Origin of the sequence: Streptomyces africanus, from assembly GCF_002150735.1 — a bacterium.
Taxonomy (GTDB): domain Bacteria; phylum Actinomycetota; class Actinomycetes; order Streptomycetales; family Streptomycetaceae; genus Streptomyces; species Streptomyces africanus.
The window spans coordinates 1-24913 of record NZ_MUKA01000221.1; the positions used below are offsets into that span (position 1 = coordinate 1).

Below are 24913 nucleotides of genomic sequence, written 5' to 3' on the forward strand. Positions count from 1 at the left end.
GGCAGATCATGCGGCGGGCCGGCCAGGAGCTCGCCGACTCCGGTCACGCCGACCGCGCACTGACCGTCGGCGCGCGGGCCCCCCGCTTCCGCCTTCCCTCCGCGACCGGCGAGTCCGTGAGCCTGGCCGGTCTGCTCGCGGCCGGCCCGGTCGTCCTGACGTTCTACCGGGGCGCCTGGTGCCCGTACTGCAACATCGCCCTGCGCGCCCTCCAGCAGCACCACGCCGAGATCAGCGCACGCGGCGCCGCCCTCGCCGCCGTCTCCCCGCAGATACCCGACGAATCCCTCTCCCTGGCCGACAAGCACCGGCTCCCCTTCAGCGTCCTCAGCGACGTCGGCTCCGACACCGCCAAGCAGTACGGCCTCGCCTTCGACCTCCCCGACGACCTCGCGGCCGTCTACGACCGGCTCGGCTTCGACCTCCAGCGCGTCAACGGCGGCCACGCCCGCACCCTGCCGCTGCCCGCCACCTATGTCATCGACCGGGAGGGCGTCATCCGCTGGGCCTTCGTCGACGCGGACTACACCCGGCGCGCCGAACCCGCCGACATCCTGGCCGCCCTCGACGCCCTGGGCTGAGTCCCGGTCCGGGCCTGTCAGACCCGGGCGAGCTCGGCGGCGCCGAACGACACGTCGAAACGGTCGCACCAGATGGTCACACTGCCGTAGCCCGCCGGATCCACGTCAGCGGGCAGGGCGTAGTTCTGACTTCCCTTGTTGCCCTTCAGTTTGCCGAGGCTGACGTACTTGCCGTCGTCGAACACATGCCACCCGGCCTGTCCCTGCTTCACCGGCGCGTCGGTCAGCCAGACGCGCAGGTCCGGTCCGTTGCTGGTGTTCAGGTTCTCCAGCCGGAGGACATGGGAGCCGTCGGCCAGCCGTACGAGCTTCACCGTGCCCGAGGTCGCGTGCTCATGGCTGATCAGTTCACCACTGGCCAGCGTCTGCGGGCCGGCGGCCGGGGAGGGCGGCTCGGCGGGCTCGTCCGAGGGCGCCGCGGCAGGAGGAGCGGAGTTCTCCACCACCCCGGGCAGCGCCTCCTGGACGGTCTCGTCCTGCCACAGCTTCCACGGCTGGAACCAGTACAGCCCGAAGCCGACGCCGCCGACCACCACCAGCACCGCGACAGCCAACGGCCCGGTCAATGCCTTGCGCACGCGCCCCATCCCCACTCGCCTCTTGAGACTTTCCCGTTGCTCTCCCATTCAACGGAGACCGGCGGCCGGGCAGCACCCCCTGCCTGATGACGGAATCCTTACGTCGGGACCTGTGATGCGGCGAGCAACCGCAACGCCCGTTCCTTCAGTTGGGAACTGGCCTCCGCGGCGTTGCCGGAGTCGAAGGGGGGTCGGGGGTCGTATTCGACGGCGAGTTGGATGGCCTTCGCCGTGTCGTCGTCCGCGATCAGGGACGCGAGGTACAGGGCCATGTCCACTCCCGCCGAGACCCCGGCCGCGGTGATGATCTTTCCGGAGCGTACGTAGCGCTGCGGCAGGTAGGTGACGTCGAACGTGGACTGGAGGTAGTCGGCGGAGGCCCAGTAGGTCGTCGCCTCCCGGCCGTCCAGCAGTCCGGCCGCGGCGAGGACGATGCTGCCGGTGCAGACGGAGGTCGTCCACCGGGTGTGGCGGTGGATCGTGCGGATCCAGCGCAGGAGCGCCTGGTTGTTCATCGCCCCGACGGTGCCTCGGTCGCCCCCGCCCGGTACGAGGAGGACGTCGAGACGGTCGACCTCGGTGATGGAGCGCTCGGCGACCACGGCGACGTCTGCCGTGTCCGTGCGGACGGCTCCGCGTTTCTCGGCGATCATGGTCACGGTGGCGTCCGGCAGCCGGGACAGGACCTCGGCCGGGCCGGTGGGGTCCAGCAGGCTGTAACCGTCGTACAGCAGGATGCCGATGTTCGGGCCCGTGCCGCCGCCGTGCGGGGCGGCGTGCGCCGCTTCGGTCCGGGCGGCTGCGGCCGTGGCCGCGGTCCCGCGCAGGACGTTTCTGCGTGTCGTGGAATGGCTCATGGGCCAGGAGTCTTCTGCCCCGGTGCGGCCTGTGGGGGTGGCATGTCCGGCATCCTGCGAAGTCTGTCCCCCGTGACCCCGTAGTGGTCGAGGAACGCCTGCCGCAGCGTCTGCGCCGACCGGAAACCGCAGCGCCGGGCGATCGCCGCCATGGACAGTGCGCTGGAGCGTACGAGGTGCGCCGCCGCTTCGGTGCGGGCGGCGCGTACGGCCCGCGCGGGAGTGGTACCGAGGTGCGCGGTGAACAGGCGGGTCAGGTGCCGGGAGCTGACCCCCGCCCGGGCCGCCAGAGCCGCAGGGCTGAGGTCCTCGGCCAGATGGCCGGCGATATGGCCCATCAGATCCCGGACCAGCCGGTCTTCCGGCGGCGGTGCGGCGAGGAACATCGATATCTGGGCCTGGTCGGCGGGCCGGTGCAGATGAGTGACCAGTTCGCGGGCGACGGTCCGGGCGAGGGTCGGACCGTGGTCGTCCTCGATCAGGGCCAGCGTGAGGTCGAGGGCGCTGGTGACCCCGGCCGAGGTGTAGACGTTGCCGTCGCGGATGTAGAGGGGACCGGCGTCCACGGCCACGGCCGGGTGGCGCTCGGCGAGCCGGCCTGCCCACCCCCAGTGGGTCGTCACCCGTCTGTGGTCGAGCAGTCCGGCGGCGGCCAGCACATACGCGCCGGTGCAGACGGAGGCCACACGCCGGCTGTGTGCGGCCAGCCGGCGCACCTGGCCCAGCAAGCGCTCGTCCGCCGCCGCGTCTTCGCAGCCGATGCCGCCCACGACGATCAGCGTGTCCAGGCCTCCCGCGACCGCCTCCAGGCTCTGCCCGGCCGCCAGCACGATCCCGGCCGAGCTCCGGGCGGTCCGGCGGCCGAGGGTGCCCAGTTCGACGGCGTAGGGCGGCTGTGCGCCGTACCGGTTGGCGATGTCCAAGGCGCCGCTGGGACAGGCGATGTCGAGGATCTGCGTGTCGTCGTAAGCGACGATGACAACGCGCCGCCGGCGCTCCCGCACGTTTCCGCCCTGCTTCAAGAGCACACTCCGCAGCGTCACTTCTCTCGTCGGGCGCCCCAGGGGGCACGGTCAGGCGGCGGGCACCGGCGGACAGCGTTCGGCGTCGTCCAGGCACTCGATCAGCGCGGTGCGGGCGCGGGCGACCCGTGAGCGCACCGTGCCCACCGGGCAGCCGCTCACCCCGGCTGCCTCCGCGTAGGGCAGGCCCACCAGCTGGGTGAGGACGAATGCCTCGCGGCGGTCGTCCGGGAGCTTGTCCAGCAGCTCGGCGAGGGCGATGCGGTCGTCGAAGCCGGGCAGACCGCGCGGCTGGGCACGTTCGACGGCCGACTGCCAGTCGTCGGTGTCCGCCAGGCGGGGCCGGGTGGAGCGGTAGCGGATGCTGTCGATCACCGCGCGGCGGGCGATGGACAGCAGCCAGGTGCGGGCCGAGGAGCGGCCTTCGAACCGGTGCAGGCTGCCCAGGGCGCGCAGGAATGTCTCCTGGGTCAGGTCGTCGGCGCTCTGGGGGTCGGCGCCGAGGAACGTCACGTAGCGGCGGACGTCTCGGTGCAGGGCGCGGACGAAGAGGTCGACGGCGTCGGGGTCGCCGCTGCGGGCGGCCAGTGCCCAGGCCGTGACCGAGTCGTCCCCCGGCCCTTCTTCCGGTTCTTCACGCGTTGCGGACAGGGGCAGGGCAGGAGTGAGCACCTGGTGTCTCTCCTTCTCGGGAATCCAGGGGCCGGTGTCCGCGCGTGCGTACACAGCAGTGCGCGCACGCGCGGCGGAACCGGTGGAGGAGTGAGGGGGTGAACGGCCGGGCGCGGGTGTGCGCGGCCGATGCCCGAGGCGGGAGCCGACGGCTCCGTGGACGGCCTCGGGGAAACCGACTGTCGTCAGGCGACAGCGGTCCCCGCGGGCGGTCCCCGAGAGGTGATCGTGTGGGTGAGAAGGAGTTGCCGCAGCACGCGCTCCGACCGGCGCCGGCGGGCGCGGACGCGTGGCCGGTGCGGCGGCACGGGCAGGCGGAGGATCAGACGCAGCGGGGCGAAGAGCCAGCCGGCGAGCGACCGAAGGATGCGGAACGCGGCGCGCTCGCCGTGGGCGAGCCACAGGCCGCACAGCAGCGCGGCCAGCAGGTGGGCGGCGAGCATGCCGGTCGAGGACATGCCGCCCATGCCGTGTTCCAGGGAATGCGTGGCCCCCGTGTGGTCCATCGATCCCATGGAGTGCATGGCACCCATGCCGTGGTCCATGGAGCCCATGGACGTCGACAGGGCGTCATGCTCCGCGGCGGGCCCGGAGGGTGCGCCGCACAGCAGGTGGCCCAGCCGCCGGACGAGCGGCGTGCTGCCGGTCGGCTCCGGGTGCGCGAGGGCCTGGGCGAACGAGAACGACAGGTGGAGTACGGCCTGGGCGGCGACCGTGAAGGCGCCGACCAGCACCGGCCCGCGTTCCCGGCCGGCCAGACGCCAGGCTGTGCCACCGGTCGCCACCGCCCCGGCGGCCATGGCCCACCAGGGCACCGCAGTCCCCGACATCATGACGTGCCCCAGGGCGGCGAGCAGCACGCAGACGGCCGCGAACACAGCGGCCCTGAGCGTGCGAGAACACCACCCCACGGTCATGGCGCCTCATCCTCGCAGTCCGGGTCTCACGGGTCACGAGAGGGTACGGAGCCGCCCCCGGTGGCCGACTCAATCCAGCCGCCGTGATCCACGCCACAGCAGCGTGCCGACCGCCGTCGCCTTCGGGTGCGGACCGAGGATCCCTGCCGCTGGGTGGCGCTGCCTTCCGTCAGGACGGGTACTCGGGAGCGACAGGCGGAGAGCCGCGCGGCGCGACCGGACGTCGCGCACGGTCGGCGGCTCAGGAAGGTGGTTCTCCCGATGACGCGCACCCCTTTCGACGCCTCCGGGGCGGATGTGGCCGGGCTGGCGGCGGCGCTGAGCGAGGAGGTGGACGCCGAGGTCAGGTTCGACGCGGGCAGCAGGGGCGCCTACTCGACCGACGGCTCCAACTACCGGCAGGTGCCGATCGGCGTGGTGGTGCCTCGTACGGTTGAGGCCGGGGCCCAGGCCGTGCGGGTGTGCGCCCGCTTCGGCGCCCCGGTCCTGTCGCGGGGCGGCGGCACCAGCCTCGCGGGCCAGTCGACGAACACGGCCGTGGTGATCGACTGGAGCAAGTACTGCACGAGGCTGGTCTCCGTCGATCCCGGCGCACGGACCTGCGTGGTCGAGCCGGGGATCGTCCTGGACGTGCTCAACCAGCGCCTGGCCGGCCACGGGCTGCAGTTCGGGCCGAAGCCCTCGACGCACAGCCACTGCGCCCTGGGCGGCATGATCGGCAACAACTCGTGCGGCGCGTCCGCGCAGGCGTACGGCAAGACCGTCGACAACGTGCGCCGCCTGGAGGTGCTCACCTACGACGGCGTCCGGATGTGGGTCGGGCCGACCTCGCGGGCCGAGCGGGAGCGGATCGCCGCGGAGGGCGGCCGGCGCGCCGAGCTGTACGCCGGCCTGGACGACATCGTCACCGAGTATCTCGGCGACATCCGGCGCGGCTACCCGAAGATCCCGCGCCGGGTCTCCGGCTACAACCTCGACTCGCTCCTGCCCGAGAACGGCTTCGACGTGGCCCGGGCCCTGGTCGGCAGCGAGGGCACCCTGGTGACCGTGCTGCGCGCCGAGCTCGACCTGGTGCCGGTGCCCGCGTACCAGTCGCTGCTGGTCCTCGGCTACGACGACATCTGCACGGCCGCCGACGACGTCCCCCGTCTGCTGGAGCACTGCGCCCCCGGCCAGCTGGAGGCCCTGGACGGGCGCATGGCCCAGCTGATGCGCGAGGAGGGCGCCTACCTGGAGTCCCTGGACACCCTGCCGGAGGGCGACAGCTGGCTGATGCTGCAGTTCTTCGGCGACAGCCAGGACGACGTCGACGAGCAGGCGCACGCCCTGCTGGGCGCCCTCGGCCGGTCCGAGAAGGACCGCGCCGTCGCCTTCTCCGACGATCCGGAGCGCGAGCAGCGGATGCTGAAGGCCCGTGAGGCCGGGCTCGGCGTCACCGCCCGTCCGCCCGACGACCGGGAGACGTGGGAGGGCTGGGAGGACTCGGCCGTCCCGCCCGAGCGGCTCGGCGACTATCTGCGGGACCTGCGGAAGCTGTTCGGGGAGTTCGACTACGACCACCCGTCCCTGTACGGGCACTTCGGGCAGGGCTGTGTCCACACCCGCATCCCGTTCGGGCTGCGGACCGCCGAGGGCGTCGCCGGCTTCCGGCGCTTCGTGGAGCGGGCCGCCGACCTCGTCTCCTCCTACGGCGGCTCCCTGTCGGGCGAGCACGGCGACGGCCAGTCCCGGGGCGAGCTGCTCACCCGTATGTTCGGCGAGCGGCTCGTGACCGCGTTCGGCGAGCTGAAGGCGCTGTTCGACCCGGGCAACCGGATGAACCCGGGCAAGGTCGTCGACCCCAACCCGGTCGACGGGCAGCTGCGTCTCGGCTCCTCCTGGCACCCGGCCGCACCCGCGACGCACTTCGCCTTCCCGGAGGACGACCACTCCTTCGACCGGGCGGTGATGCGCTGTGTCGGCATCGGCAACTGCCGCAGCCACTCCGGCGGCGTCATGTGCCCCTCCTACCGGGCCACGAGGGAGGAGGAGCACTCCACACGAGGCCGCGCCCGGCTGCTGTTCGAGATGCTCGGCGGCCACGCCGACTCCGCCGTCACGGACGGCTGGCGCTCCACCGAGGTGCGCGATGCCCTCGACCTGTGCCTGGCCTGCAAGGGCTGCAAGTCGGACTGCCCGACCGGTGTCGACATGGCCACCCTCAAGGCGGAGTTCCTCGCGCATCACTACGAGGGGCGGATGCGCCCCGCGGCCCACTACTCCATGGGCTGGCTGCCCGTGTGGGCGCGCCTGTCCCGGATCGCCCCCGGACTGGTCAACAGTGCCCTGCACGCGCCCGGTCTGGCCCGGGCGGGCAAGCGGCTGGCCGGCGTGGACGCGGCCCGTCAGGCACCCGTGTTCGCCCGGCAGTCCTTCCGTCAGTGGTGGCGGCTGCGCGGCACCGAGGAGCCCGACCCGGCCGATCCGCGCACCGTCCTGCTGTGGCCCGACACCTTCAGCACCTACTTCCACCCCTCCGTCGCCATCTCGGCCGTGCGCGTGCTGGAGGACGCCGGTTTCCGCGTCGCCGTGCCCGCCGAGCCGGTGTGCTGCGGCCTGACCTGGATCTCCACCGGCCAACTGCCCCGCGCGCAGAAGGTGCTGCGCCGCACCCTCGACACGCTGCGGCCGTATCTGGAGGCGGGCACGCCGGTCATCGGCCTCGAACCGTCCTGCACCGCCGTGTTCCGCGCCGACGCCCCCGAGCTGATGCCCGCCGACCAGGACGTGCGGCGGCTGGCCGGGCAGGTCCGCACCTTCGCCGAGCAGCTCGTCCACCACGCGCCCGACGGCTGGCAGCCCCCTCGGCCGGCCCGGCGGGCGACGGTGCAGATCCACTGCCACCAGCACGCGATCATGAAGTTCGACGCCGACCGGGAGCTGATGCGCCGCGCCCATCTCGACGCCGACGTCCTCGACGAGGGCTGCTGCGGCCTCGCCGGCAACTTCGGCTTCGAACGCGGCCACCACGAGGTCTCCCTGGCCGTAGCGGAACAGGGCGTCCTGCCCGCCGTCCGCGAGGCGGCCCCCGGCAGCCTGCTGCTCGCCGACGGCTTCAGCTGCCGCACCCAGATCGAACAGGGCGGCACCGGACGGCGTGCCCTGCACCTGGCCGAAGTCCTGGCCCTCGGGCTGGAGGGCACCCTCCCGTCCGAGCGCCCGGAACGCCTCGCCGTGCGCCCCGACCGGCCCTCCCGCGCGGCCCGGTGGACGATCACCGCCGGCGCCACCGCCCTCACGGCGACCGCCGCGACGGCGGCCGGCCGGGCCGCCCTGCGGTCGCTGCGGCGCACTTAGTCACGCCCTGCCGAAGCCGGGCCCCTGATCTGCGTAATGCCGGGTATGTGCGCGAGGGGGCGCTCATAGTCGCTCAAGGCGCGGGTACCGAGGGAGCGTGTACATGCTGTTCCGGAAACGGATGGCGAGGCTGGAGGCGAGGACTCGACAGGCGGCGGTGACCGGATACGTCGGTGTGGACGGCCGCGCACCGGTGTCCGAGGCGGGGCGGCAGCTGCTGCGCAAGGCGTTCCCGGACCACTGGTCGTTCCTGCTGGGCGAGATCGCGCTGTACAGCTTCATCGTGCTGGTACTGACCGGCACTTATCTGACGCTGTTCTTCGAACCCAGCATGACCGAGGTCACCTACCGGGGATCCCACGTGCCCCTGCAGGGCCTGCAGGTCACCAAGGCGTACGAGTCGACGCTCCACATCAGCTTCGACGTGCGCGGCGGCCTGCTGATCCGGCAGATGCACCACTGGGCCGCGCTGGTCTTCGTCGCCGCCATCGGCGTCCATCTGTTGCGGGTCTTCTTCACGGGCGCGTTCCGCCGGCCGCGCGAACTGAACTGGATGGTGGGGGTCACGCTCTTCCTGCTCGCGCTCCTGGAAGGGTTCGGCGGCTATTCGCTCCCCGACGATCTGCTGTCCGGCACCGGGCTGCGGACCGCGAACACCATCGTGCTGTCCATTCCCTTCGTCGGCACGTACCTGAGCTCCTTCATCTGGGGCGGACCGTTCCCCGGGCACGTGCTGATCCCCCGGTTGTACGTCGTGCATGTGCTGTTCGTCCCGGGGTTGCTCATCGCCCTGATCAGCGCTCACATCCTGCTCGTCGTCCACCTGAAGCACACCCAGTGGTCCGCGCCCGGGAAGACCAACCGCAACGTCGTCGGGCAACCGATGTTCCCGCACTTCACCGCCAAGTCCTCCGGCCTGTTCCTGATGGTCTTCGGCGTCATCACCGCGCTCAGCGGCCTGGCCCAGATCAATCCGGTCTGGGCGTACGGTCCGTACCGGGCCGAGCAGTCGTCGACCGGATCGCAGCCGGACTGGTACGTGGGCTTCCTCGAAGGCGCCCTGCGGCTCATGCCACGGTGGGAGAGCACGGTGGCGGGACACACCGTCATGTGGAACGTCCTCCTCCCGGCCGTGGTGCTTCCCGCCCTGCTGTTCCTGGTCCTGTACCTGTACCCCTACTTCGAGAAGTGGGTGACGGGGGATCCATGGGAGCACCATCTGTGCGACCGGCCCCGGGACCGGCCCACCCGGACGGGCCTGGGAGTCGCAGCCCTCTTCTGCTACGCGGTTCTGCTGACGGCTGCGGGAAACGACGTGATCGCCGCCGGGTTCCGGATGTCCGTGGAGGCCCTCACCTGGATCTTCCGGGTGGCCGTGGTCGTCGGTCCGGTCCTCGCCTTCCTGGTCACGAAGCGCGTCTGTCTCGCCCTTCAGGCCCACGACCGCCGGCTGCTGGAGGAGGGAGAGGAGACCGGCAGGGTCAGCCAGAACGTCAGCGGAGGGATCAGCGACAGCCACCGGCCCATCGACGCGACGCGGCGCTACCGCCTCCTGGTGCGGGACATGCCGCGTCCGTTGCCGCATCCCGGCGAGCGAGCACCACGCCGGCACCGGCTCCGGGCCAGGCTGAGCGGCTGGTACTACGGCGACCGGGTGGACATGCCCGCCACCACGGAGGAACGCCGGGAGATCGCGGGCAGGAGCCTGGATCCGATCGCGGGACGAGAAGAGAAGTAGGCGTCAGTCGTCACGCCCGGCGAACTGGAAGACCATGCCGAGGACTCCCGCCATCGTGACACCGAACCCGATGAGGAACAGCCACAGTCCGTAGACGACGCCGACGGCCAGCAGGGCGACTCCGAAGCCGGTCACCGGGGGGTAGCCGCTGTGCGGCGGGAAGAAGTCCAGCGGGCCGGAGCGCTCGCGGATCTCGGAGTCCGGGCGGTCCTCGGGACGTTCCCCCTTGCGGCGGTAGTTCACCGTGCAGAAGAACGCGATGACCGCTGCCATGCCGAAGGAGACGGTCAGTGCCGCGATCCCCGCCGGTTCGCGGGCGAACCAGATGTAGGCGGCGTCGGTGACGAGGAAGAACGCGGCGACGCCCGCGAAGAGATACGCCTCGGACTTCATTCGCTCTGCCCTCCGAGGGGGTCCGGTGTGGGTTTGGCCCGGCCGCTCTCACCCGGGCGGATCATCCGCACGTCCGGATGGTGCAGGTCGAACGCGGGAGAGTCGGAGCGGATCCGGGGCAGCGCATCGAAGTTGTGCCGGGGCGGAGGGCAGGACGTCGCCCACTCCAGTGAACGCCCGTAACCCCACGGGTCGTCGACCTCCACCTTCTGCCCGTATCTGCCGCTCTTGAAGACGTTGTAGAGGAAAGGCAGCGTGGACAGGCCGAGCAGAAACGCCCCGATCGACGAGATGGTGTTGAGGGCGGTGAAGCCGTCGGCCGGCAGATAGTCGGCGTAGCGGCGGGGCATGCCCATCTCGCCGAGCCAGTGCTGGACCAGGAACGTGGTCTGGAAGCCGACGAACAGGGTCCAGAAATGGATCGTGCCGAGGCGTTCGTCGAGCATTTTCCCGGTCATCTTCGGCCACCAGAAGTAGAAGCCGCCGAACATGGCGAAGACGATCGTGCCGAACAGCACGTAGTGCAGGTGAGCGACGATGAAATACGAGTCCGTGAGGTGGAAGTCCAGTGGCGGCGACGCGATCAGGACACCACTGAGACCGCCTAGGAGGAAGGTGACGAGGAAGCCCATGGACCACAGCATCGGCGTCTCGAACGACAGGCTTCCCTTCACCATGGTGCCGATCCAGTTGAAGAACTTGACTCCGGTCGGCACCGCGATGAGGAACGACATCAGGGAGAAGAACGGCAGCAGGACCGCGCCCGTGGCGAACATGTGGTGGGCCCAGACCGTGGCCGACAGCATGGTGATGGCGATCGTCGCGCCGACCATGCCGACGTAGCCGAAGACCGGCTTCCGGCTGAAGACCGGGATGATTTCGCTGATGACGCCGAAGAACGGCAGGGCGACGATGTAGACCTCGGGGTGGCCGAAGAACCAGAACAGGTGCTGCCACAGGATCGCCCCGCCGCCCGCCGGGTCGTAGATGTGCGCACCGAACTTGCGGTCCGCCTCCAGGGCCAGCAGAGCCGCCGTGAGAACGGGGAAGGCCAACAGGGCGAGGATGGAGGTGAAGAGGATGTTCCACGTGAAGATCGGCATCCGGAACATCGTCATGCCCGGGGCCCGCAGGGTGATGATGGTGGCGATGAAGTTCACCGATCCCAGGGTGGTGCTGAGCCCGGCCACGACCAGCCCCATCGTCCACAGGTCCCCGCCGGCCCCGGGGGTGTGGACGGCGCTGTTCAGCGGGGCGTAGGCGAACCAGCCGAAGGAAGCCGCGCCGCCCGGAACGGCCAGCCCGGAGACGACGATCAGCCCGCCGAAGAGGAACAGCCAGTACGTCAGCGCGTTGAGGCGGGGAAAGGCCACGTCCGGTGCGCCGATCTGCAACGGCATGATCGCGTTGGCGAACCCCGCGAAGGTGGGGGTCGCGAAGAGCAGCATCATGATCGTGCCGTGAATGGTGAACAGCTGGTTGTACTGCTCCTCGCTGACGATCTGCAGTCCGGGGCGCGCCAGTTCCGCCCGCATCAGCATGGCGAGGACACCGGCCAGGAGGAAGAACGCGAACGCGGTGACCAGATACATGTTGCCGATCGTCTTGTGATCGGTCGTGGTCAGGTAGTTCCTGATCCTGCTGCCCGTGATGACGCGCGGGTTGGCGGAGTCGTCCGGCGTCCCTTGACGCCGCCCCTGTTCCAGCTGCGACATGAGCCCTCCGAGGACACTGGCCAAGCCCGAAGAAATTCCCTGTACCCCGAAGAATTCCCTGTAAGGGGCTGCAGCCGATGTGCAGCCCGCGGCGCCGCCACCCGAGTGGCCCAACGGTGGAGCCGGATGCCGGATTCGGCCGTCACCCCCCGCGTCGATACTCTCACCCTCAGTCAGTACGGCTGTGCGGGGAGCGACCGCACCGCCCCCTGCCCACGGGCCTGCCCGCGTCGACTCGCGGCGGTCGCTGCACGGATTTACCTTGGCGACACGGCATGAAAGCAGGCCACAACGGCACGGACAGCCGCGTTCAGGCGTGGCCAGTGTCTGGGAGGATCATCATGGCCGTCGAGATCCAGCCCCTTCTGAAGCCCTCCCGGCTCAGGCGCCGCGCGGGCTTGTTGGGCGAATGCATTGCGGAGTTCCTGGGGACGTTCGTCCTCATCTCCTTCGGTTGCGGCGTGGTCGCGATGACGGTCGCGGCGCTGCCCGGCTCGGGGCGTACCGAGGGACCCACCACGTTCTTCCTCAGTGCCGGGGACTGGCTGCTGATCACCTGGGGATGGGCCATGGCCGTGATCCTCGGTATCTACGTGGCCGGAGGAGTCAGCGGCGCGCACATCAATCCGGCGGTGACCCTGGCCTTCGCCGTGCGCCGCAAGTTCCCGTGGATCAAGGTGATCCCCTACTGGGTGTCCCAGGTGCTCGGCGCCCTGGCCGGCGCGGCACTGGTCCTGGGCGTGTACCACGACGCCATCGACGCCTTCGACGCCGCCTCGAAAGGGCCGAAGACGGGCGGGCACACCCTGGCCACGTTCTCGATCTTCGCCACCTTCCCGGCGCCGTACTTCCACGGCGGTATCTGGGGTCCGCTGATCGACCAGGTCGTCGGCACGGCCTTCCTGGTCATGCTGGTGGTGGCGATCATCGACCTGCGGAACACGGCCGTGAAGGCGAACCTCGGCCCCCTCGTGATCGGGTTCGTCGTGGCGGCCATCGGCATGTCCTACGGGGCGAACGCGGGCTACGCGATCAACCCGGCCCGCGACTTCGGTCCACGACTGCTCACCTGGTTCGCGGGCTGGAAGGATCTGGCGTTCTCCGGCAGCTTGTCGGGGGCGTTCAGCGCCTACTGGTGGATCCCGATCGTCGGACCGCTCGTCGGCGGCGTGATCGGGGTGCTGGTGTACGACCTGTTCATCGGCGACGTGCTCCACGTCCGGGCCCAGGAGGGCGAGCTCCCGGAACCCGGCCGGACCCGCCCCACCACCTCCGACGACGAGTGAGCCGGGGCTTGGTCAGCCGTCGCCCTCCAGGTCGCCCTCCGTCTCCAGGTACACCTGCCGCAGGCCCTCCAGCACGGCCGGGTCGGGCTTCTCCCACATCCCGCGGCTCTCGGCCTCCAGCAGGCGTTCGGCGATGCCGTGCAGCGCCCAGGGGTTGGCCTGCTGGAGGAACTCGCGGTTGGCCGGGTCCAGGACGTAGGTCTCGGTGAGCTTGTCGTACATCCAGTCGGCTACGACGCCGGTGGTGGCGTCGTAGCCGAAGAGGTAGTCCACGGTGGCGGCGAGTTCGAAGGCGCCCTTGTAGCCGTGACGGCGCATGGCCTCGATCCACTTGGGGTTGACGACCCGGGCGCGGAAGACGCGGGAGGTCTCCTCGACGAGGGTGCGGGTGCGGACCGTCTCGGGGCGGGTGGAGTCGCCGATGTACGCCTCGGGAGCCGTGCCGCGCAGCGCCCGGACGGTCGCCACCATGCCGCCGTGGTACTGGAAGTAGTCGTCGGAGTCGGCGATGTCGTGCTCGCGGGTGTCGGTGTTCTTCGCGGCGACCGCGATCCGCTTGTACGCCGTCTCCATCTCGTCCCGCGCCGGGCGGCCGTCGAGTTCGCGGCCGTAGGCGTAGCCGCCCCAGACCGTGTAGACCTCGGCCAGGTCGGCGTCGGTGCGCCAGTCGCGGGAGTCGATGAGCTGGAGCAGGCCGGCGCCGTACGTGCCGGGGCGGGAGCCGAAGATGCGGGTGGTGGCGCGGCGTTCGTCGCCGTGGGAGGCGAGGTCCGCCTGGACGTGGGCCCGTACGTGGTTGGCCTCGGCCGGCTCGTCCAGCGAGGCGGCCAGGCGTACGGCGTCGTCCAGGAGGCCGACGGTGTGCGGGAAGGCGTCCCGGAAGAAGCCGGAGATGCGCAGGGTGACGTCGATGCGGGGGCGGCCCAGCTCCTCGTACGGGACGGGCTCCAGGCCCGTGACCCGGCGGGAGGCGTCGTCCCAGACGGGGCGGATGCCGAGCAGGGCGAGGGCTTCCGCCACGTCGTCGCCCGCCGTGCGCATCGCGCTGGTGCCCCACAGGGAGAGGCCGACGGAGGTGGGCCAGTCGCCGTTGTCGGTGCGGTAGCGCTCCAGGAGGGAGTCGGCGAGGGCCTGGCCGGTCTCCCAGGCGAGGCGGGAGGGGACGGCCTTGGGGTCGACCGAGTAGAAGTTGCGGCCCGTCGGGAGGACGTTGACGAGGCCACGCAGGGGGGAACCGGAGGGGCCGGCGGGGACGAAGCCGCCTGCGAGCGCGTGGACGGTGTGGTCGACCTCGGCGGTGGTCGCGGCGAGGCGCGGCACGACCTCGCGGGCCGCGAACCGAAGGATGTCGGCGACCTGTTCGCCGTGCTCGGCGGGGACCGCGGCCGGATCCCAGCCCGCGTCGTCCATCGCCTGGACCAGGGCGCGGGCCTGTTCCTCGGCCGCGTCGGCGGTCGTGCGGGTCGCGGCGGACTCGTCCAGGCCGAGGGCCTCGCGCAGGCCGGGCAGGGCCGTGGCACCGCCCCAGATCTGGCGGGCCCGCAGGATGGCGAGGACGAGGTTGACGCGGTCGGCGCCCTGCGGCGGGTTGCCGAGGACATGCAGTCCGTCGCGGATCTGGGCGTCCTTGACCTCGCAGAGCCAGCCGTCGACGTGCAGGAGGAAGTCGTCGAAGCCGTCGTCGTCCGGGCGGTCCTCCAGGCCGAGGTCGTGGTCGAGCCGGGCGGCCTGGATGAGGGTCCAGATCTGGGCGCGGATCGCCGGGAGCTTGGCGGGGTCCATGGAGGAGATCTGGGCGTACTCGTCGAGGAGTTGCTCCAGGCGCGCGATGTCGCCGTAGGAGTCGGCGCGGGCCATGGGCGGGACGAGGTGGTCGACGAGGGTGGCGTGCACGCGGCGCTTGGCCTGGGTGCCCTCGCCGGGGTCGTTGACCAGGAAGGGGTAGATCAGGGGGAGGTCGCCGAGGGCGGCGTCGGGGCCGCAGGCGGCGGACAGGCCGGCGTTCTTGCCGGGCAGCCACTCCAGGTTGCCGTGCTTGCCGAGGTGGATCATCGCGTCGGCGCCGAATCCGCCGTCCTCGGTCCGGGCGGCGATCCAGCGGTAGGCGGCCAGGTAGTGGTGGGAGGGCGGCAGGTCCGGGTCGTGGTAGATCGCGATGGGGTTCTCGCCGAAGCCGCGCGGGGGCTGGATGAGGATCAGCAGGTTGCCGAAGCGCAGGGCCGCGAGGACGATGTCGCCCTCCGGGTCACGGCTGCGGTCGACGAACATCTCGCCGGGGGCCGGACCCCAGTGCTCCTCCACCGACGTACGCAGTTCCTCGGGGAGCGTGGCGAACCAGCGGCGGTAGTCGGCCGCCGGGATCCGCACCGGGTTGCGGGCCAGCTGCTCCTCGGTGAGCCAGTCCTGGTCGTGCCCGCCCGCCTCGATCAGCGCGCGGATCAGCTCGTCCCCGTCGCCGGAGGCCAGACCCGGCACCTCCGCGTCCGTGCCGAAGTCGTAGCCCTCGTCGCGGAGGCGGCGCAGCAGGGCGATGGCGCTGGCGGGCGTGTCCAGGCCGACCGCGTTGCCGATGCGGGAGTGCTTGGTCGGGTAGGCGGAGAGGACCAGCGCGAGGCGCTTGTCGGCGGGCCGGATGTCGCGCAGCCGGGCGTGGCGTACGGCGATTCCGGCGACCCGGGCCGCGCGCTCGGGGTCGGCGACGTAGGCCGGGAGGCCGTCGGCGTCGATCTCCTTGAAGGAGAACGGGACGGTGATGAGGCGGCCGTCGAACTCGGGGACGGCGATCTGGCTGGCCGCGTCGAGCGGGGAGACGCCCTCGTCGTTCTGTTCCCAGTCGGTCCGTGAGCCGGTCAGGCACAGGGCCTGGAGGATCGGTACGTCGAGGGCGGTGAGCGCGCCCGCGTCCCAGGACTCGTCGTCGCCGCCGGCCGAGGCCTCGGCGGGCCGGGTGCCGCCGGCGGCGAGGACGGTGGTGACGATGGCGTCGGCGGCGCGCAGTTCCTCGATCAGCTCGGGCTCGGGGGCGCGCAGGGAGGCGACGTACAGGGGCAGCGGCCGGCCGCCCGCGTCCTCGATCGCCTCGCACAGAGCGCCGACGAAGGCGGTGTTGCCGCTCATGTGGTGGGCCCGGTAGTAGAGCACGGCGACGGTCGGGCCGTCGGTCTCCCGGCCCTGGCGGGGCAGCGGGCCCCAGGTGGGGGCCGCCGCCGGTGCCTCGAAGCCGTGGCCGGTGAGCAGGACCGTGTCGGAGAGGAAGCGGGCGAGCTGCTCCAGGTTGGCCGGGCCGCCGTGCGCGAGGTAGGCGTGGGCCTCGGCGGCGATGCCGACGGGGACGGTGGAGGACGCCATCAGCTGGGCGTCGGGGGCCTGTTCGCCGGTGAGGACGACGACCGGGCGGCCGTCGGCGAGGAGCAGGTCGAGTCCGTCCTGCCAGGCCCGGATGCCGCCGAGGAGGCGGACGACGACCAGGCCGACGCCGTCGAGGAGGGCGGGGAGGTCGTCGAGGGCGAGGCGGGAGGGGTTGGCGAAGCGGTACGGGACCGGGCCGCCGGCCGCGCGGGCGCTGAGCAGGTCGGTGTCGGAGGTCGACAGGAGCAGGATGCGGGGGTGCGGGGGGCGTTCCCCGGCTGAGTGCAGCATGCGGCGGCTGGCCTTCCTCGGGGTGTCCGCGCCCCGGGCGGGTGGTGGGACGGCGGGAGTTCCTGGCTCGCCCGGCCCGTACGGGCCGGGCTCACAGTGGCGGGACCGCGCCGGACTCGCACCGGGCTTCCTCCCCTGTCGCCGTCGTGGCGTCGGCGGACCGGATGATCCACCGAGGAGCATAGTAAGGGGCAGGGGAAAAGGGCGGGGCATACACCTGGTGTGATGGTAGGTATGCTCGCCGCCATGCCCACGCCTGCCCCTCGTTCATCGCCCCAGGCCACAGCGGTCTCCCGGGACCGCGGTGACGCCTGCCCGGGGACGCTGCGGCTGCACGCGGCGGACGACGGCGCGCTGGCCCGTGTCCGGGTGCCCGGCGGGGTTCTGACCGTGCGGCAGGCGGAGGCGCTCGCCGACGCGGCGGAGCGGCTGGGCGACGGGGATCTGCATCTGACGTCGCGCGGCAACGTGCAGCTGCGGGGTCTGGACGACGGCTGCGGCGGGGAGTTGGCCGGGCTGCTGGACGCCGCCGGGCTGCTGCCCTCGCGCGGGCACGAGCGGGTGCGCAACGTCGTGGCCTCGCCGCTGTCCGGTCTCGACGGGCGGGGCACGCTGGACGTGCGGCCCTGGCTGACGGCCCTCGACGCGGCGCTGTGCGCGAGCGAGGCGGCCCGGGACCTGTCGGGGCGTTTCCTGTTCGCGCTCGACGACGGACGCGGCGACGTGGCCGGGCTCGATGCCGATGTGACGGTACGGGCGACGGCGGACGGCGGTGCACAACTCGCCCTCGGAGCGGCCGGAGAGGCGCTGCGTGTCTCCGTCGAGGAGGCGGCACGGGCCGCGCTTTGGGCCGCGGAGACCTTCCTGGAGGCGGCGCGGGCGAGCGGGGCACAGGTCTGGCGCGTCGATGAACTCACCCTCCCCCACGGCGAGTTGCTCGATGCCGTCGGTCGGCGGCTGACCGCCGGGGGCATCCGCCACGAGCGGCGGAGCCGGGAGACCGGCCGCACGGACGGCCCGCCCCCGGGCATGGTCGGTGACGGTCTCTCCGTGCACGTACCCCTGGGGCGGCTCTCGGCGCGCCAATGGCGGGAGCTGACGCAGGTCGCCGCCGGTGAGCTGCGTCTGACCCCGTGGCGCGGTGTGGTTCTTCCCACACAGGGGGTCCACGCGGACGCGTCCCTCGCCCGCCTCGCCGCCACCGGCCTCGTCACCGACCCCCGCTCCCCCTGGCTGCGCGTCGGTGCCTGCATCGGCAGGCCCGGATGCGCCAGGTCGCGGGCCGACGTGCGGACCGACGCGGCCGGGAGCCTCGACGCGATCGGCCCGCACGGACTGCCCCTGTACTGGTCCGGCTGCGAACGCCGCTGCGGACATCCCCGGGGCGACCGCGTCGACGTGGTCGCCGCCGCGGACGGCGGCTACCGGCTCTCCACCGCCGTACCCGGCCGGGAACCCCGGACCACCACGATGAACGACCCCGCCCGACTCGCCGCCGCCCTGGCGGAGATCACCTCATGACCCCTACGACGACCGAGAGCAGCGAGAAGACCACCGTGACCACGTACGACTACGAGAAGGACGGCGCGGCCATCTACCGCCAGTCCTTCGCCACCATCCGCGCGGAGGCGGACCTCGCGGCCCTGCCCGCCGACGTCAGCCAGGTCGCGGTCCGGATGATCCACGCCTGCGGAATGGTCGACCTCGTACGGGACCTGGCCTACACGCCGGCCGTGGTCGCCCGGGCCCGTGCGGCCCTGCGCGCGGGCGCGCCCATCTTCACGGACGTGCAGATGGTGGCCAGCGGGGTGACGCGCAAGCGGCTGCCCGCCGGCAACGACGTGCTCTGCACGCTCTCCGACCCGTCCGTGCCGGAGCTGGCCGCGAAGCTCGGCACCACGCGCAGCGCCGCCGCGCTGGAGCTGTGGCGGGAGAGGCTGGAGGGTTCGGTGGTCGCCGTCGGCAACGCGCCCACCGCGCTGTTCCGGCTGCTGGAGATGATCGAGGAGGGGGCTCCCCGGCCCGCCGCGGTGATCGGTGTGCCGGTCGGCTTCGTCGGGGCCGCCGAGTCCAAGGACGCCCTGGCCGCGCATCCGTCCGGTCTTGAGCACCTGGTCGTGCGCGGCCGTCGCGGGGGCAGCGCCATGGCCGCCGCCGCGCTCAACGCGATCGCGAGTGAGGAAGAGTGAGCGGCGAGCAGTCCACGGCGGGCAAGCTGTACGGGGTCGGGCTCGGCCCCGGTGACCCGTCCCTGATGACCCTGCGGGCCGTGGAGGTCATCGCCGAGGCGGACGTGATCGCGTACCACAGTGCCCGGCACGGCCGTTCCATCGCCCGCTCGATCGCGGCGAAGCACATCCGCGCGGACCACATCGAGGAGCCGCTGGTCTACCCGGTCACCACCGAGACCACCGACCATCCCGGCGGCTACCAGGGCGCGATCGAGGAGTTCTACGCCGAGGCGGCGGCCCGGCTCGCCGCACACCTGGACGCCGGGCGGACGGTCGCGGTCCTCGCCGAGGGCGATCCGCTCTTCTACGGCTCCTACATGCACATGCACAAGCGGCTCGCCGACCGCTACGACACGGAGGTGATCCCCGGCGTCACGTCCGTGTCCGCCGCTGCCGCCCGGCTGGGCACCCCGCTCGCCGAGGGCGAGGAGGTGCTGACCATCCTGCCGGGCACCCTGCCCGAGGAGGAGCTGACCGCGCGGCTGGCCTCGACCGACGCGGCCGTGGTGATGAAGCTGGGGCGGACCTTCACCAAGGTGCGCGGCGCGCTGGAGGGTTCCGGGCGGCTGGGCGACGCCCGGTACGTCGAGCGGGCCACCATGGACGGGGAGCGGCTCGCCGAACTGGCCGACGTGGACGCGGAGTCGGTGCCGTACTTCTCGGTGGCCGTGCTGCCGAGTCAGGTGGACACCGAGCGGCCCGAGGCCCGGGAGCGGGGCGAGGTCGTCGTGGTCGGGACCGGGCCGGCCGGTCCGCTGTGGCTGACGCCCGAGACCCGGGGTGCGCTGGCCGCCGCCGACGACCTGGTCGGCTACACGACCTACCTCGACCGGGTGCCGCGGCGCCCCGGGCAGGTCCGGCACGGCTCGGACAACCGGGTGGAGTCGGAGCGCGCCGAGTTCGCCCTCGACCTGGCCCGGCGGGGGCGGCGGGTCGCGGTCGTCTCCGGGGGCGACCCGGGCGTGTTCGCCATGGCGACGGCCGTCCTGGAGGTCGCGTCCCAGCAGGAGTACGCGGACGTCCCGGTGCGGGTGCTGCCGGGCGTGACCGCCGCGAACGCGGCAGCGGCCCGGGCGGGCGCCCCGCTCGGCCACGACTACGCCGCCATCTCCCTGTCCGACCGGCTCAAGCCCTGGGAGGTCATCGCCGAGCGGCTGCACGCGGCGGCCTCCGCGGACCTGGTGCTGGCCCTGTACAACCCCGGTTCGCGCAGCCGCACCTGGCAGGTGGGCAAGGCCCGCGAGCTGCTGCTGGAGCACCGGGCGCCGGACACCCCGGTCGTGGTGGCACGGGACGTGGGCGGCACCGGCGAACGTCTCCGGATCGTACGGCTGGCCGATCTGGACCCGGCCGAGGTCGACATGCGCACGATCCTGCTGGTCGGCTCCTCCCGGACCCGGGCCGTCCGGCGCGGGGACGGCGAGGAGATCGTGTGGACGCCGCGCCGGTATCCGGAGGCCTGAGAGAGCGACGGCGGGCCCACCCCCGCCTCGGAGAACGGGCCCGGCCACGGACCGGCCGGGCCTGCCACCTGCCGGCCGGGCCGGGTTCTCAGCCGGTCTCCGGGAACCCCCGTCCGCCGAGCCGCTCCCCGACCCACCGGGCCGCCTCCTGCGGCCCGGGCACGACCGGGACGTCCTCGGGGACCGGGGGGCGGCGGATCACGAGGACCGGCAGTCCGGCCTCCCGGGCCGCCGTCAGTTTGGGGGCGGTGGCCGCGCCCCCGCTGTCCTTGGTCACCACGACGTCGATACGGTGCCGGCGCAACAGGTCGCGTTCGCCGTCGAGGGTGAACGGGCCGCGGTCGAGCAGCACCTCCATGCGGGCCGGGTGCGGGGCCTCGGGCGCGTCCACGGAGCGGACCAGGAACCACAGGTCGTCCAGACCGGCGAACGCGGCCAGGCCCATGCGCCCGGTCGTGAGGAACACGCGCCTGCCCAGCGCGGGCAGCAGCCGCGCGGCCTCCTCCAGGGAGCCGGCGTCGTGCCAGTCGTCACCCGCGACGGGGACCCAGCCGGGGCGCCGCAGGGCGAGCAGGGGAACATGGGCGGTGGCGGCGGCCCGCGCCGCGTGGAAACTGATCGTCCCGGCGAAAGGGTGGGTGGCGTCGATGAGCACGTCCACCCGGTGCTCGCGCAGCCACGCGGTGAGCCCCTCGACCCCGCCGAAGCCGCCGATCCGGACCTCGCCCGGAGGCAGGCGGGGGTCGGCCACCCGCCCGGCGAGGGAGCTGGTCAGGGTCAGGCCGGGCGTGACGTGGAGCAGTTCGGCAAGACGGCGGGCCTCCGTGGTGCCGCCGAGTATCAGTACGCGCATGGAAGTCCAGGTCCGTTCATGAGCAGTGAAGTGAAGGGCGGCCGCAGGGCCCAGCTGGAGCACACCGGACTGCGGCCCGGCTGGACCACCGGCGCCTGTGCGACGGCGGCCACGACGGCGGCGTACACCGCCCTGCTGACCGGCGAGTTTCCCGACCCCGTGACCATCACCCTGCCGAAGGGGCAGACGCCGTCGTTCGCGCTGGCCGTCGAGGAACTGGGCGACGGGCACGCGACGGCGGGGGTCGTGAAGGACGCCGGCGACGACCCGGACGTCACGCACGGCGCGCTGGTCCGGGCCACGGTACGGCGGCTGCCCGCCGGGTCCGGGGTGGTGTTCAGGGCGGGTCCCGGGGTCGGCACGATCACCCGCCCCGGCCTGCCCCTGCCCGTCGGCGAACCGGCCGTCAACCCGGTCCCGCGCACGATGATGCGTGAGCACGTCGCCGGGGTCGCCGCCCGGCACGGGGCCCCGGGCGACGTCGAGATCACCGTCTCCGTCGACCATGGCGAGGAGATCGCCCGCTCGACCTGGAACCCCCGGCTCGGCATCCTGGGCGGCCTGTCCATCCTCGGCACGACCGGCATCGTCGTCCCGTACTCCTGCTCGGCGTGGATCGACTCCATCCGGCGGGGCGTCGACGTCGCGCGGGCGGCGGGGCGTACGCATGTCGCCGGCTGCACCGGCTCGACGTCGGAGAAGACCGTCGTGGCCGAGTACGGGCTGCCCGAGGACGCCCTGCTCGACATGGGCGACTTCGCGGGCGCCGTGCTGAAGTACATCCGCCGCCACCCCGTCGGCCGCCTGACGATCTGCGGCGGCTTCGCCAAGCTCTCCAAGCTCGCCGCCGGGCATCTCGACCTGCACTCGGGCCGTTCCCAGGTCGACAAGGGCTTCCTCGCCGAACTGGCCCGGCGCGGCGGCGCGGACGAGGCGCTGGCGGCGGAGGTGGCGGACGCCAACACCGGGCTCGCCGCGCTCCAGTCGTGCCTGGCCGCCGGGGTGCCGCTCGGCGACCTGGTCGCCACGACCGCCCGCGACGAGGCCCTGGCCGTGCTGCGCGGGGCGCCGGTCGTGGTCGACGTGATCTGCATCGACCGGGCGGGGACGGTGGTGGGGCGCAGCGCGCCGGCCTGACGGCGGGGGCCGTTCACCGCTGTCAGCACACGTGGCGTTCCCGTTCCGGCGAGTACAGGTGGCTGTCCCGGAACTGTTCCGCCCCGAGCGTGCGCCCCACCATGATCACGGCCGTGCGCAGCACACCGGCCTCCTTCGTCTTCCCCGCGATCTCGTCGAGGGTGCCGCGGATGATCAGCTCGTCCGGGCGGGAGGCGTGGGCGACGACCGCGGCGGGGCAGTCGGCGCCGTAGTGCGGGAGGAGTTCGGCGACGACGCGGTCGACGTACTTGGCGGCCAGGTGCAGCACGATCAGCGCGCCGCTGCGGCCGAGGGTGGCCAGGTCCTCGCCCTCGGGCATGGCGGTGGCCCGGTTGGCGACCCGGGTGAGGATCACGGTCTGGCCGACGGTCGGCACGGTCAGCTCCCGCTTCAGGGAAGCCGCCGCGGCGGCGAAGGCGGGGACGCCCGGGACGACCTCGTAGGGCACCCCGGCCGCGTCCAGCCGCCGCATCTGCTCGGCGACCGCGCTGAACACCGCGGGGTCGCCGGAGTGCAGCCGGGCCACGTCGTGCCCCTCCTCGTGGGCGCGCAGCAGCTCGGCGGTGATCTGGTCCAGGTCGAGCTGCGCGGTGTCCACCAGCCGGGCGTCCGGGGGGCATTCGGCGAGCAGTTCGCGCGGGACCAGGCTGCCCGCGTACAGACAGACCTGGCAGGCGGCGAGCGTGCGGGCGCCGCGCACCGTGATCAGGTCGGCGGCGCCGGGCCCGGCACCGATGAAGTACACGGTCATCTGTCTGCTCCTGAAGGGGTGTCGGACGTTTTCCGTACGGCCCACTGGGTCACGGGCATCGCCTGCCGCCACCCGGTGAAGCCGCCCACCGGCACGGCGTGCGCCACGGCGAGCCGCACCAGTTCGCCGCCGCGGCGCCGGTGGGCGTCGGCGAGCAGCGCCTCGGACTCCAGCGTCACGGTGTTGGCGACCAGCCGCCCGCCGCCGGGCAGCGCCTCCCAGCAGGCGTCGAGGAGGCCGGGCGCGGTGAGCCCGCCGCCGACGAACACCGCGTCGGGGGGCGGCAGTTCGGCGAGGACGGCGGGCGCGGCGCCGGTGACGACCCGCAGTCCGGGCACGCCGAGCCGGTCGGCGTTGCGGCTGATCCGTTCGGCGCGCGCGGGGTCCCGCTCCACGGTGACCGCGCGGCACGAGGGGTGGGCGCGCATCCACTCGACGGCGATCGAGCCGGAGCCGCCGCCGATGTCCCACAGCAGTTCGCCGGGGGCGGGGGCGAGCACGCCGAGTGTGGCGGCGCGGATGTGCCGCTTGGTGAGCTGCCCGTCGTGCTCGTACGCCTCGTCCGGGAGCCCGGGCACGGCGCCGAGCCGCAGGGCGCCGGGGGCGCGGCGGCACTCCACGGCCACGATGTTGAGCGGGTCGCCGGGGGACTGTGACTCGGGCCAGTCGTCGGCGGTGGACTCGGCGGTCACGCGTTCCCGGTCGCCGCCGAGCTGTTCGAGGACGCGCATGCGGCTGGGCCCGAAGCCCCGGTCGCGCAGCAGGGCGGCGACCTCACCGGGGGTGGTGGCGTCCGCGCTGAGGACGAGGAGCCGCCGGCCGTCGTGCAGGGCGGCGGCCAGGCGGGCGGTGGGCCGGCCGACGAGCGTGACGACCTCCGCGTCCTCCAGCGGCCAGCCGAGCCGGGCGGCGGCGTAGGAGACGGAGGAGGGGTGCGGCAGGACGCGCAGGGCGCCGGCCTCCTCGGCGAGGGCGCGGCCGATGCCGTAGAACATGGGGTCCCCGCTGGCCAGTACGGCGATCCTGTGGCCGGCGTGCGCGGCGAGCAGGCCGGGGACGGCGGGGCGCAGCGGCGAGGGCCAGGCGACACGCTGCCCGGTGCACTCCGGGGGCAGCAGATCCAGCTGGCGGGGTCCGCCGATGAGGACCTCGGCCACGCGCAGTGCGGTGCGGGAGGCATCGGGCAGTCCCGCCCAGCCGTCGGCCCCGAGCCCGACGACGGTCACGGCGGCGGTCGGTGCGGGGGGTACGGGGGTCACTGCGCGGTACCTCGGGGGCTCGGGGACAACAGAGGCGCACTCTACTGGGCGCTGACCAGCGCGCCTGTGCTCGGGGGCACCTGCCCTCGCCGGGTGCGGTGACCCTCCTGGCCCGGTCCCGTGCGTCCCGGCTCCCGGGTCATGAGGGGTCCGGGCGCCGTCGCGCGAGGGGACTGAAGACGTACAGGTCGAGGATGTCGGGCCGGGGGGCCACGCCCGGGCCGCCCTCGCGGACCCAGGAGACGACGTCCTCGGTCGCGGCCGGGTCGTTGACCAGCCCGAGCCACACCGGGCGGGCTCCGGCGGCCCGGCCCTCGGCGGACGGCTGGACGACGATGACGTTGGCCTGGTCGCAGACGTCGAGACACGCGGAGATCCGCACCGGCCCCGCCGCGCGCAGCCGCTCGGTCTGGGCCGCGTGATCGACACCGGTCACCTTGCCGCTGCCGCAACAGCAGTCCCGG

General features: G+C 72.8%; 20 protein-coding genes and 1 riboswitch. Of the genes, 8 read left to right on the top strand and 12 right to left on the bottom strand.

Annotated features, from left to right (window positions below; all coding sequences use genetic code 11):
* The coding region (locus CCL05_RS25840) for a peroxiredoxin-like family protein (protein ID WP_107400518.1) at nt 1-581 on the top strand (581 nt) is incomplete at its 5' end.
* A gap of 17 nt (nt 582-598) precedes the next feature.
* On the opposite strand, the gene CCL05_RS25845 is transcribed toward CCL05_RS25840, so the two are convergent.
* From CCL05_RS25845 to CCL05_RS25865, 5 genes are all read right to left on the bottom strand, one after another.
* Nucleotides 599-1168, bottom strand: a complete 570-nt coding sequence (locus tag CCL05_RS25845; RefSeq protein WP_086562886.1) for a DM13 domain-containing protein — start codon at nt 1166-1168, stop codon at nt 599-601.
* A gap of 89 nt (nt 1169-1257) precedes the next feature.
* Nucleotides 1258-2016, bottom strand: coding sequence for a DJ-1/PfpI family protein (locus CCL05_RS25850; protein WP_086562887.1), 759 nt, complete (start codon nt 2014-2016; stop codon nt 1258-1260).
* On the bottom strand, nt 2013-3044 hold the full coding sequence (locus CCL05_RS25855) for a GlxA family transcriptional regulator (RefSeq protein ID WP_244204409.1): 1032 nt from the start codon (nt 3042-3044) through the stop codon (nt 2013-2015). Before CCL05_RS25855 ends, CCL05_RS25850 begins: the two co-directional genes overlap by 4 nt.
* Before the next feature lie 45 nt (nt 3045-3089).
* Nucleotides 3090-3710, bottom strand: coding sequence for a sigma-70 family RNA polymerase sigma factor (locus tag CCL05_RS25860; RefSeq protein ID WP_086562888.1), 621 nt, complete (start codon nt 3708-3710; stop codon nt 3090-3092).
* Between the two features lie 185 nt (nt 3711-3895).
* Nucleotides 3896-4627 (bottom strand): hypothetical protein, encoded by a 732-nt coding sequence (locus CCL05_RS25865; protein ID WP_086562889.1) that lies wholly within the window; start codon nt 4625-4627, stop codon nt 3896-3898.
* A 261-nt stretch (nt 4628-4888) separates the two neighbouring features.
* Between CCL05_RS25865 and CCL05_RS25870 the strand changes: the two genes are divergently transcribed.
* Together CCL05_RS25870 and qcrB are read left to right on the top strand one after the other, a co-directional pair.
* On the top strand, nt 4889-7963 hold the full coding sequence (locus CCL05_RS25870) for an FAD-binding and (Fe-S)-binding domain-containing protein (protein ID WP_086562890.1): 3075 nt from the start codon (nt 4889-4891) through the stop codon (nt 7961-7963).
* Between the two features lie 103 nt (nt 7964-8066).
* Nucleotides 8067-9701 carry a cytochrome bc1 complex cytochrome b subunit gene (gene qcrB, locus CCL05_RS25875; RefSeq protein ID WP_086562891.1) on the top strand — a complete coding sequence of 545 codons (1635 nt, stop codon included), beginning with the start codon at nt 8067-8069 and terminating at the stop codon, nt 9699-9701.
* 3 nt (nt 9702-9704) lie between these two features.
* On the opposite strand, the gene ctaF is transcribed toward qcrB, so the two are convergent.
* On the bottom strand, nt 9705-10094 hold the full coding sequence (gene ctaF, locus CCL05_RS25880) for an aa3-type cytochrome oxidase subunit IV (RefSeq protein WP_086562892.1): 390 nt from the start codon (nt 10092-10094) through the stop codon (nt 9705-9707).
* A complete protein-coding gene (gene ctaD, locus CCL05_RS25885; RefSeq protein ID WP_086562893.1) occupies nt 10091-11809 on the bottom strand; it encodes an aa3-type cytochrome oxidase subunit I in 1719 nt (572 codons plus the stop codon). The genes ctaF and ctaD overlap by 4 nt, the downstream gene beginning before the upstream one ends.
* A 341-nt stretch (nt 11810-12150) precedes the next feature.
* Between ctaD and CCL05_RS25890 the strand changes: the two genes are divergently transcribed.
* Nucleotides 12151-13095, top strand: coding sequence for an MIP/aquaporin family protein (locus tag CCL05_RS25890; RefSeq protein WP_086562894.1), 945 nt, complete (start codon nt 12151-12153; stop codon nt 13093-13095).
* Between the two features lie 12 nt (nt 13096-13107).
* Here the strand turns inward: CCL05_RS25890 and cobN are convergent, their stop codons facing one another.
* Nucleotides 13108-16734 (bottom strand): cobaltochelatase subunit CobN, encoded by a 3627-nt coding sequence (cobN, locus tag CCL05_RS25895; RefSeq protein WP_086562895.1) that lies wholly within the window; start codon nt 16732-16734, stop codon nt 13108-13110.
* 56 nt (nt 16735-16790) lie between these two features.
* Nucleotides 16791-16867, bottom strand: a riboswitch (cobalamin riboswitch).
* 101 nt (nt 16868-16968) lie between these two features.
* Between cobN and cobG the strand changes: the two genes are divergently transcribed.
* The 3 genes from cobG to CCL05_RS25910 are packed head-to-tail and all read left to right on the top strand — an operon-like array spanning nt 16969 to nt 20428.
* Nucleotides 16969-18255: a precorrin-3B synthase gene (gene cobG, locus CCL05_RS25900; RefSeq protein WP_208641620.1), complete on the top strand. Its 1287-nt coding sequence runs from the start codon at nt 16969-16971 to the stop codon at nt 18253-18255.
* Nucleotides 18252-18923 carry a precorrin-8X methylmutase gene (locus CCL05_RS25905; protein ID WP_208641621.1) on the top strand — a complete coding sequence of 224 codons (672 nt, stop codon included), beginning with the start codon at nt 18252-18254 and terminating at the stop codon, nt 18921-18923. The genes cobG and CCL05_RS25905 overlap by 4 nt, the downstream gene beginning before the upstream one ends.
* Nucleotides 18920-20428: a precorrin-2 C(20)-methyltransferase gene (locus tag CCL05_RS25910; RefSeq protein ID WP_086562897.1), complete on the top strand. Its 1509-nt coding sequence runs from the start codon at nt 18920-18922 to the stop codon at nt 20426-20428. The genes CCL05_RS25905 and CCL05_RS25910 overlap by 4 nt, the downstream gene beginning before the upstream one ends.
* 88 nt (nt 20429-20516) lie before the next feature.
* Here CCL05_RS25910 and CCL05_RS25915 read toward each other — a convergent pair whose 3' ends face one another.
* Nucleotides 20517-21281, bottom strand: coding sequence for a cobalt-precorrin-6A reductase (locus CCL05_RS25915; protein ID WP_086562898.1), 765 nt, complete (start codon nt 21279-21281; stop codon nt 20517-20519).
* Between the two features lie 18 nt (nt 21282-21299).
* Here CCL05_RS25915 and CCL05_RS25920 point away from each other — a divergent pair, with 18 nt between their 5' ends.
* Nucleotides 21300-22418 (top strand): cobalt-precorrin-5B (C(1))-methyltransferase, encoded by a 1119-nt coding sequence (locus tag CCL05_RS25920; protein ID WP_086562899.1) that lies wholly within the window; start codon nt 21300-21302, stop codon nt 22416-22418.
* 22 nt (nt 22419-22440) lie between these two features.
* Here the strand turns inward: CCL05_RS25920 and cobM are convergent, their stop codons facing one another.
* The 3 genes from cobM to CCL05_RS25935 all read right to left on the bottom strand — a co-directional run.
* Entirely contained in the window at nt 22441-23190 is a 750-nt protein-coding gene (cobM, locus tag CCL05_RS25925) for a precorrin-4 C(11)-methyltransferase (protein ID WP_086562900.1), read from the bottom strand.
* A complete protein-coding gene (cbiE, locus tag CCL05_RS25930) occupies nt 23187-24449 on the bottom strand; it encodes a precorrin-6y C5,15-methyltransferase (decarboxylating) subunit CbiE (RefSeq protein ID WP_086562901.1) in 1263 nt (420 codons plus the stop codon). The genes cobM and cbiE overlap by 4 nt, the downstream gene beginning before the upstream one ends.
* Nucleotides 24450-24588: 139 nt before the next feature.
* The coding region (locus CCL05_RS25935; RefSeq protein ID WP_086562905.1) for a hypothetical protein at nt 24589-24913 on the bottom strand (325 nt) is incomplete at its 5' end.

What these genes read in the sequence shown, in the direction of transcription:
- cobM (WP_086562900.1), bottom strand. Translation starts at nt 23,190, where the DNA reads ATGACCGTGTACTTCATCGGTGCCGGGCCCGGCGCCGCCGACCTGATC.
- qcrB (WP_086562891.1), top strand. Translation starts at nt 8,067, where the DNA reads ATGCTGTTCCGGAAACGGATGGCGAGGCTGGAGGCGAGGACTCGACAG.
- CCL05_RS25920 (WP_086562899.1), top strand. Translation starts at nt 21,300, where the DNA reads ATGAGCAGTGAAGTGAAGGGCGGCCGCAGGGCCCAGCTGGAGCACACC.
- CCL05_RS25890 (WP_086562894.1), top strand. Translation starts at nt 12,151, where the DNA reads ATGGCCGTCGAGATCCAGCCCCTTCTGAAGCCCTCCCGGCTCAGGCGC.
- CCL05_RS25915 (WP_086562898.1), bottom strand. Translation starts at nt 21,281, where the DNA reads ATGCGCGTACTGATACTCGGCGGCACCACGGAGGCCCGCCGTCTTGCC.
- CCL05_RS25870 (WP_086562890.1), top strand. Translation starts at nt 4,889, where the DNA reads ATGACGCGCACCCCTTTCGACGCCTCCGGGGCGGATGTGGCCGGGCTG.
- CCL05_RS25850 (WP_086562887.1), bottom strand. Translation starts at nt 2,016, where the DNA reads ATGAGCCATTCCACGACACGCAGAAACGTCCTGCGCGGGACCGCGGCC.
- ctaF (WP_086562892.1), bottom strand. Translation starts at nt 10,094, where the DNA reads ATGAAGTCCGAGGCGTATCTCTTCGCGGGCGTCGCCGCGTTCTTCCTC.
- cobG (WP_208641620.1), top strand. Translation starts at nt 16,969, where the DNA reads ATGCTCGCCGCCATGCCCACGCCTGCCCCTCGTTCATCGCCCCAGGCC.
- cobN (WP_086562895.1), bottom strand. Translation starts at nt 16,734, where the DNA reads ATGCTGCACTCAGCCGGGGAACGCCCCCCGCACCCCCGCATCCTGCTC.
- CCL05_RS25905 (WP_208641621.1), top strand. Translation starts at nt 18,252, where the DNA reads ATGACCCCTACGACGACCGAGAGCAGCGAGAAGACCACCGTGACCACG.
- ctaD (WP_086562893.1), bottom strand. Translation starts at nt 11,809, where the DNA reads ATGTCGCAGCTGGAACAGGGGCGGCGTCAAGGGACGCCGGACGACTCC.
- CCL05_RS25845 (WP_086562886.1), bottom strand. Translation starts at nt 1,168, where the DNA reads ATGGGGCGCGTGCGCAAGGCATTGACCGGGCCGTTGGCTGTCGCGGTG.
- CCL05_RS25865 (WP_086562889.1), bottom strand. Translation starts at nt 4,627, where the DNA reads ATGACCGTGGGGTGGTGTTCTCGCACGCTCAGGGCCGCTGTGTTCGCG.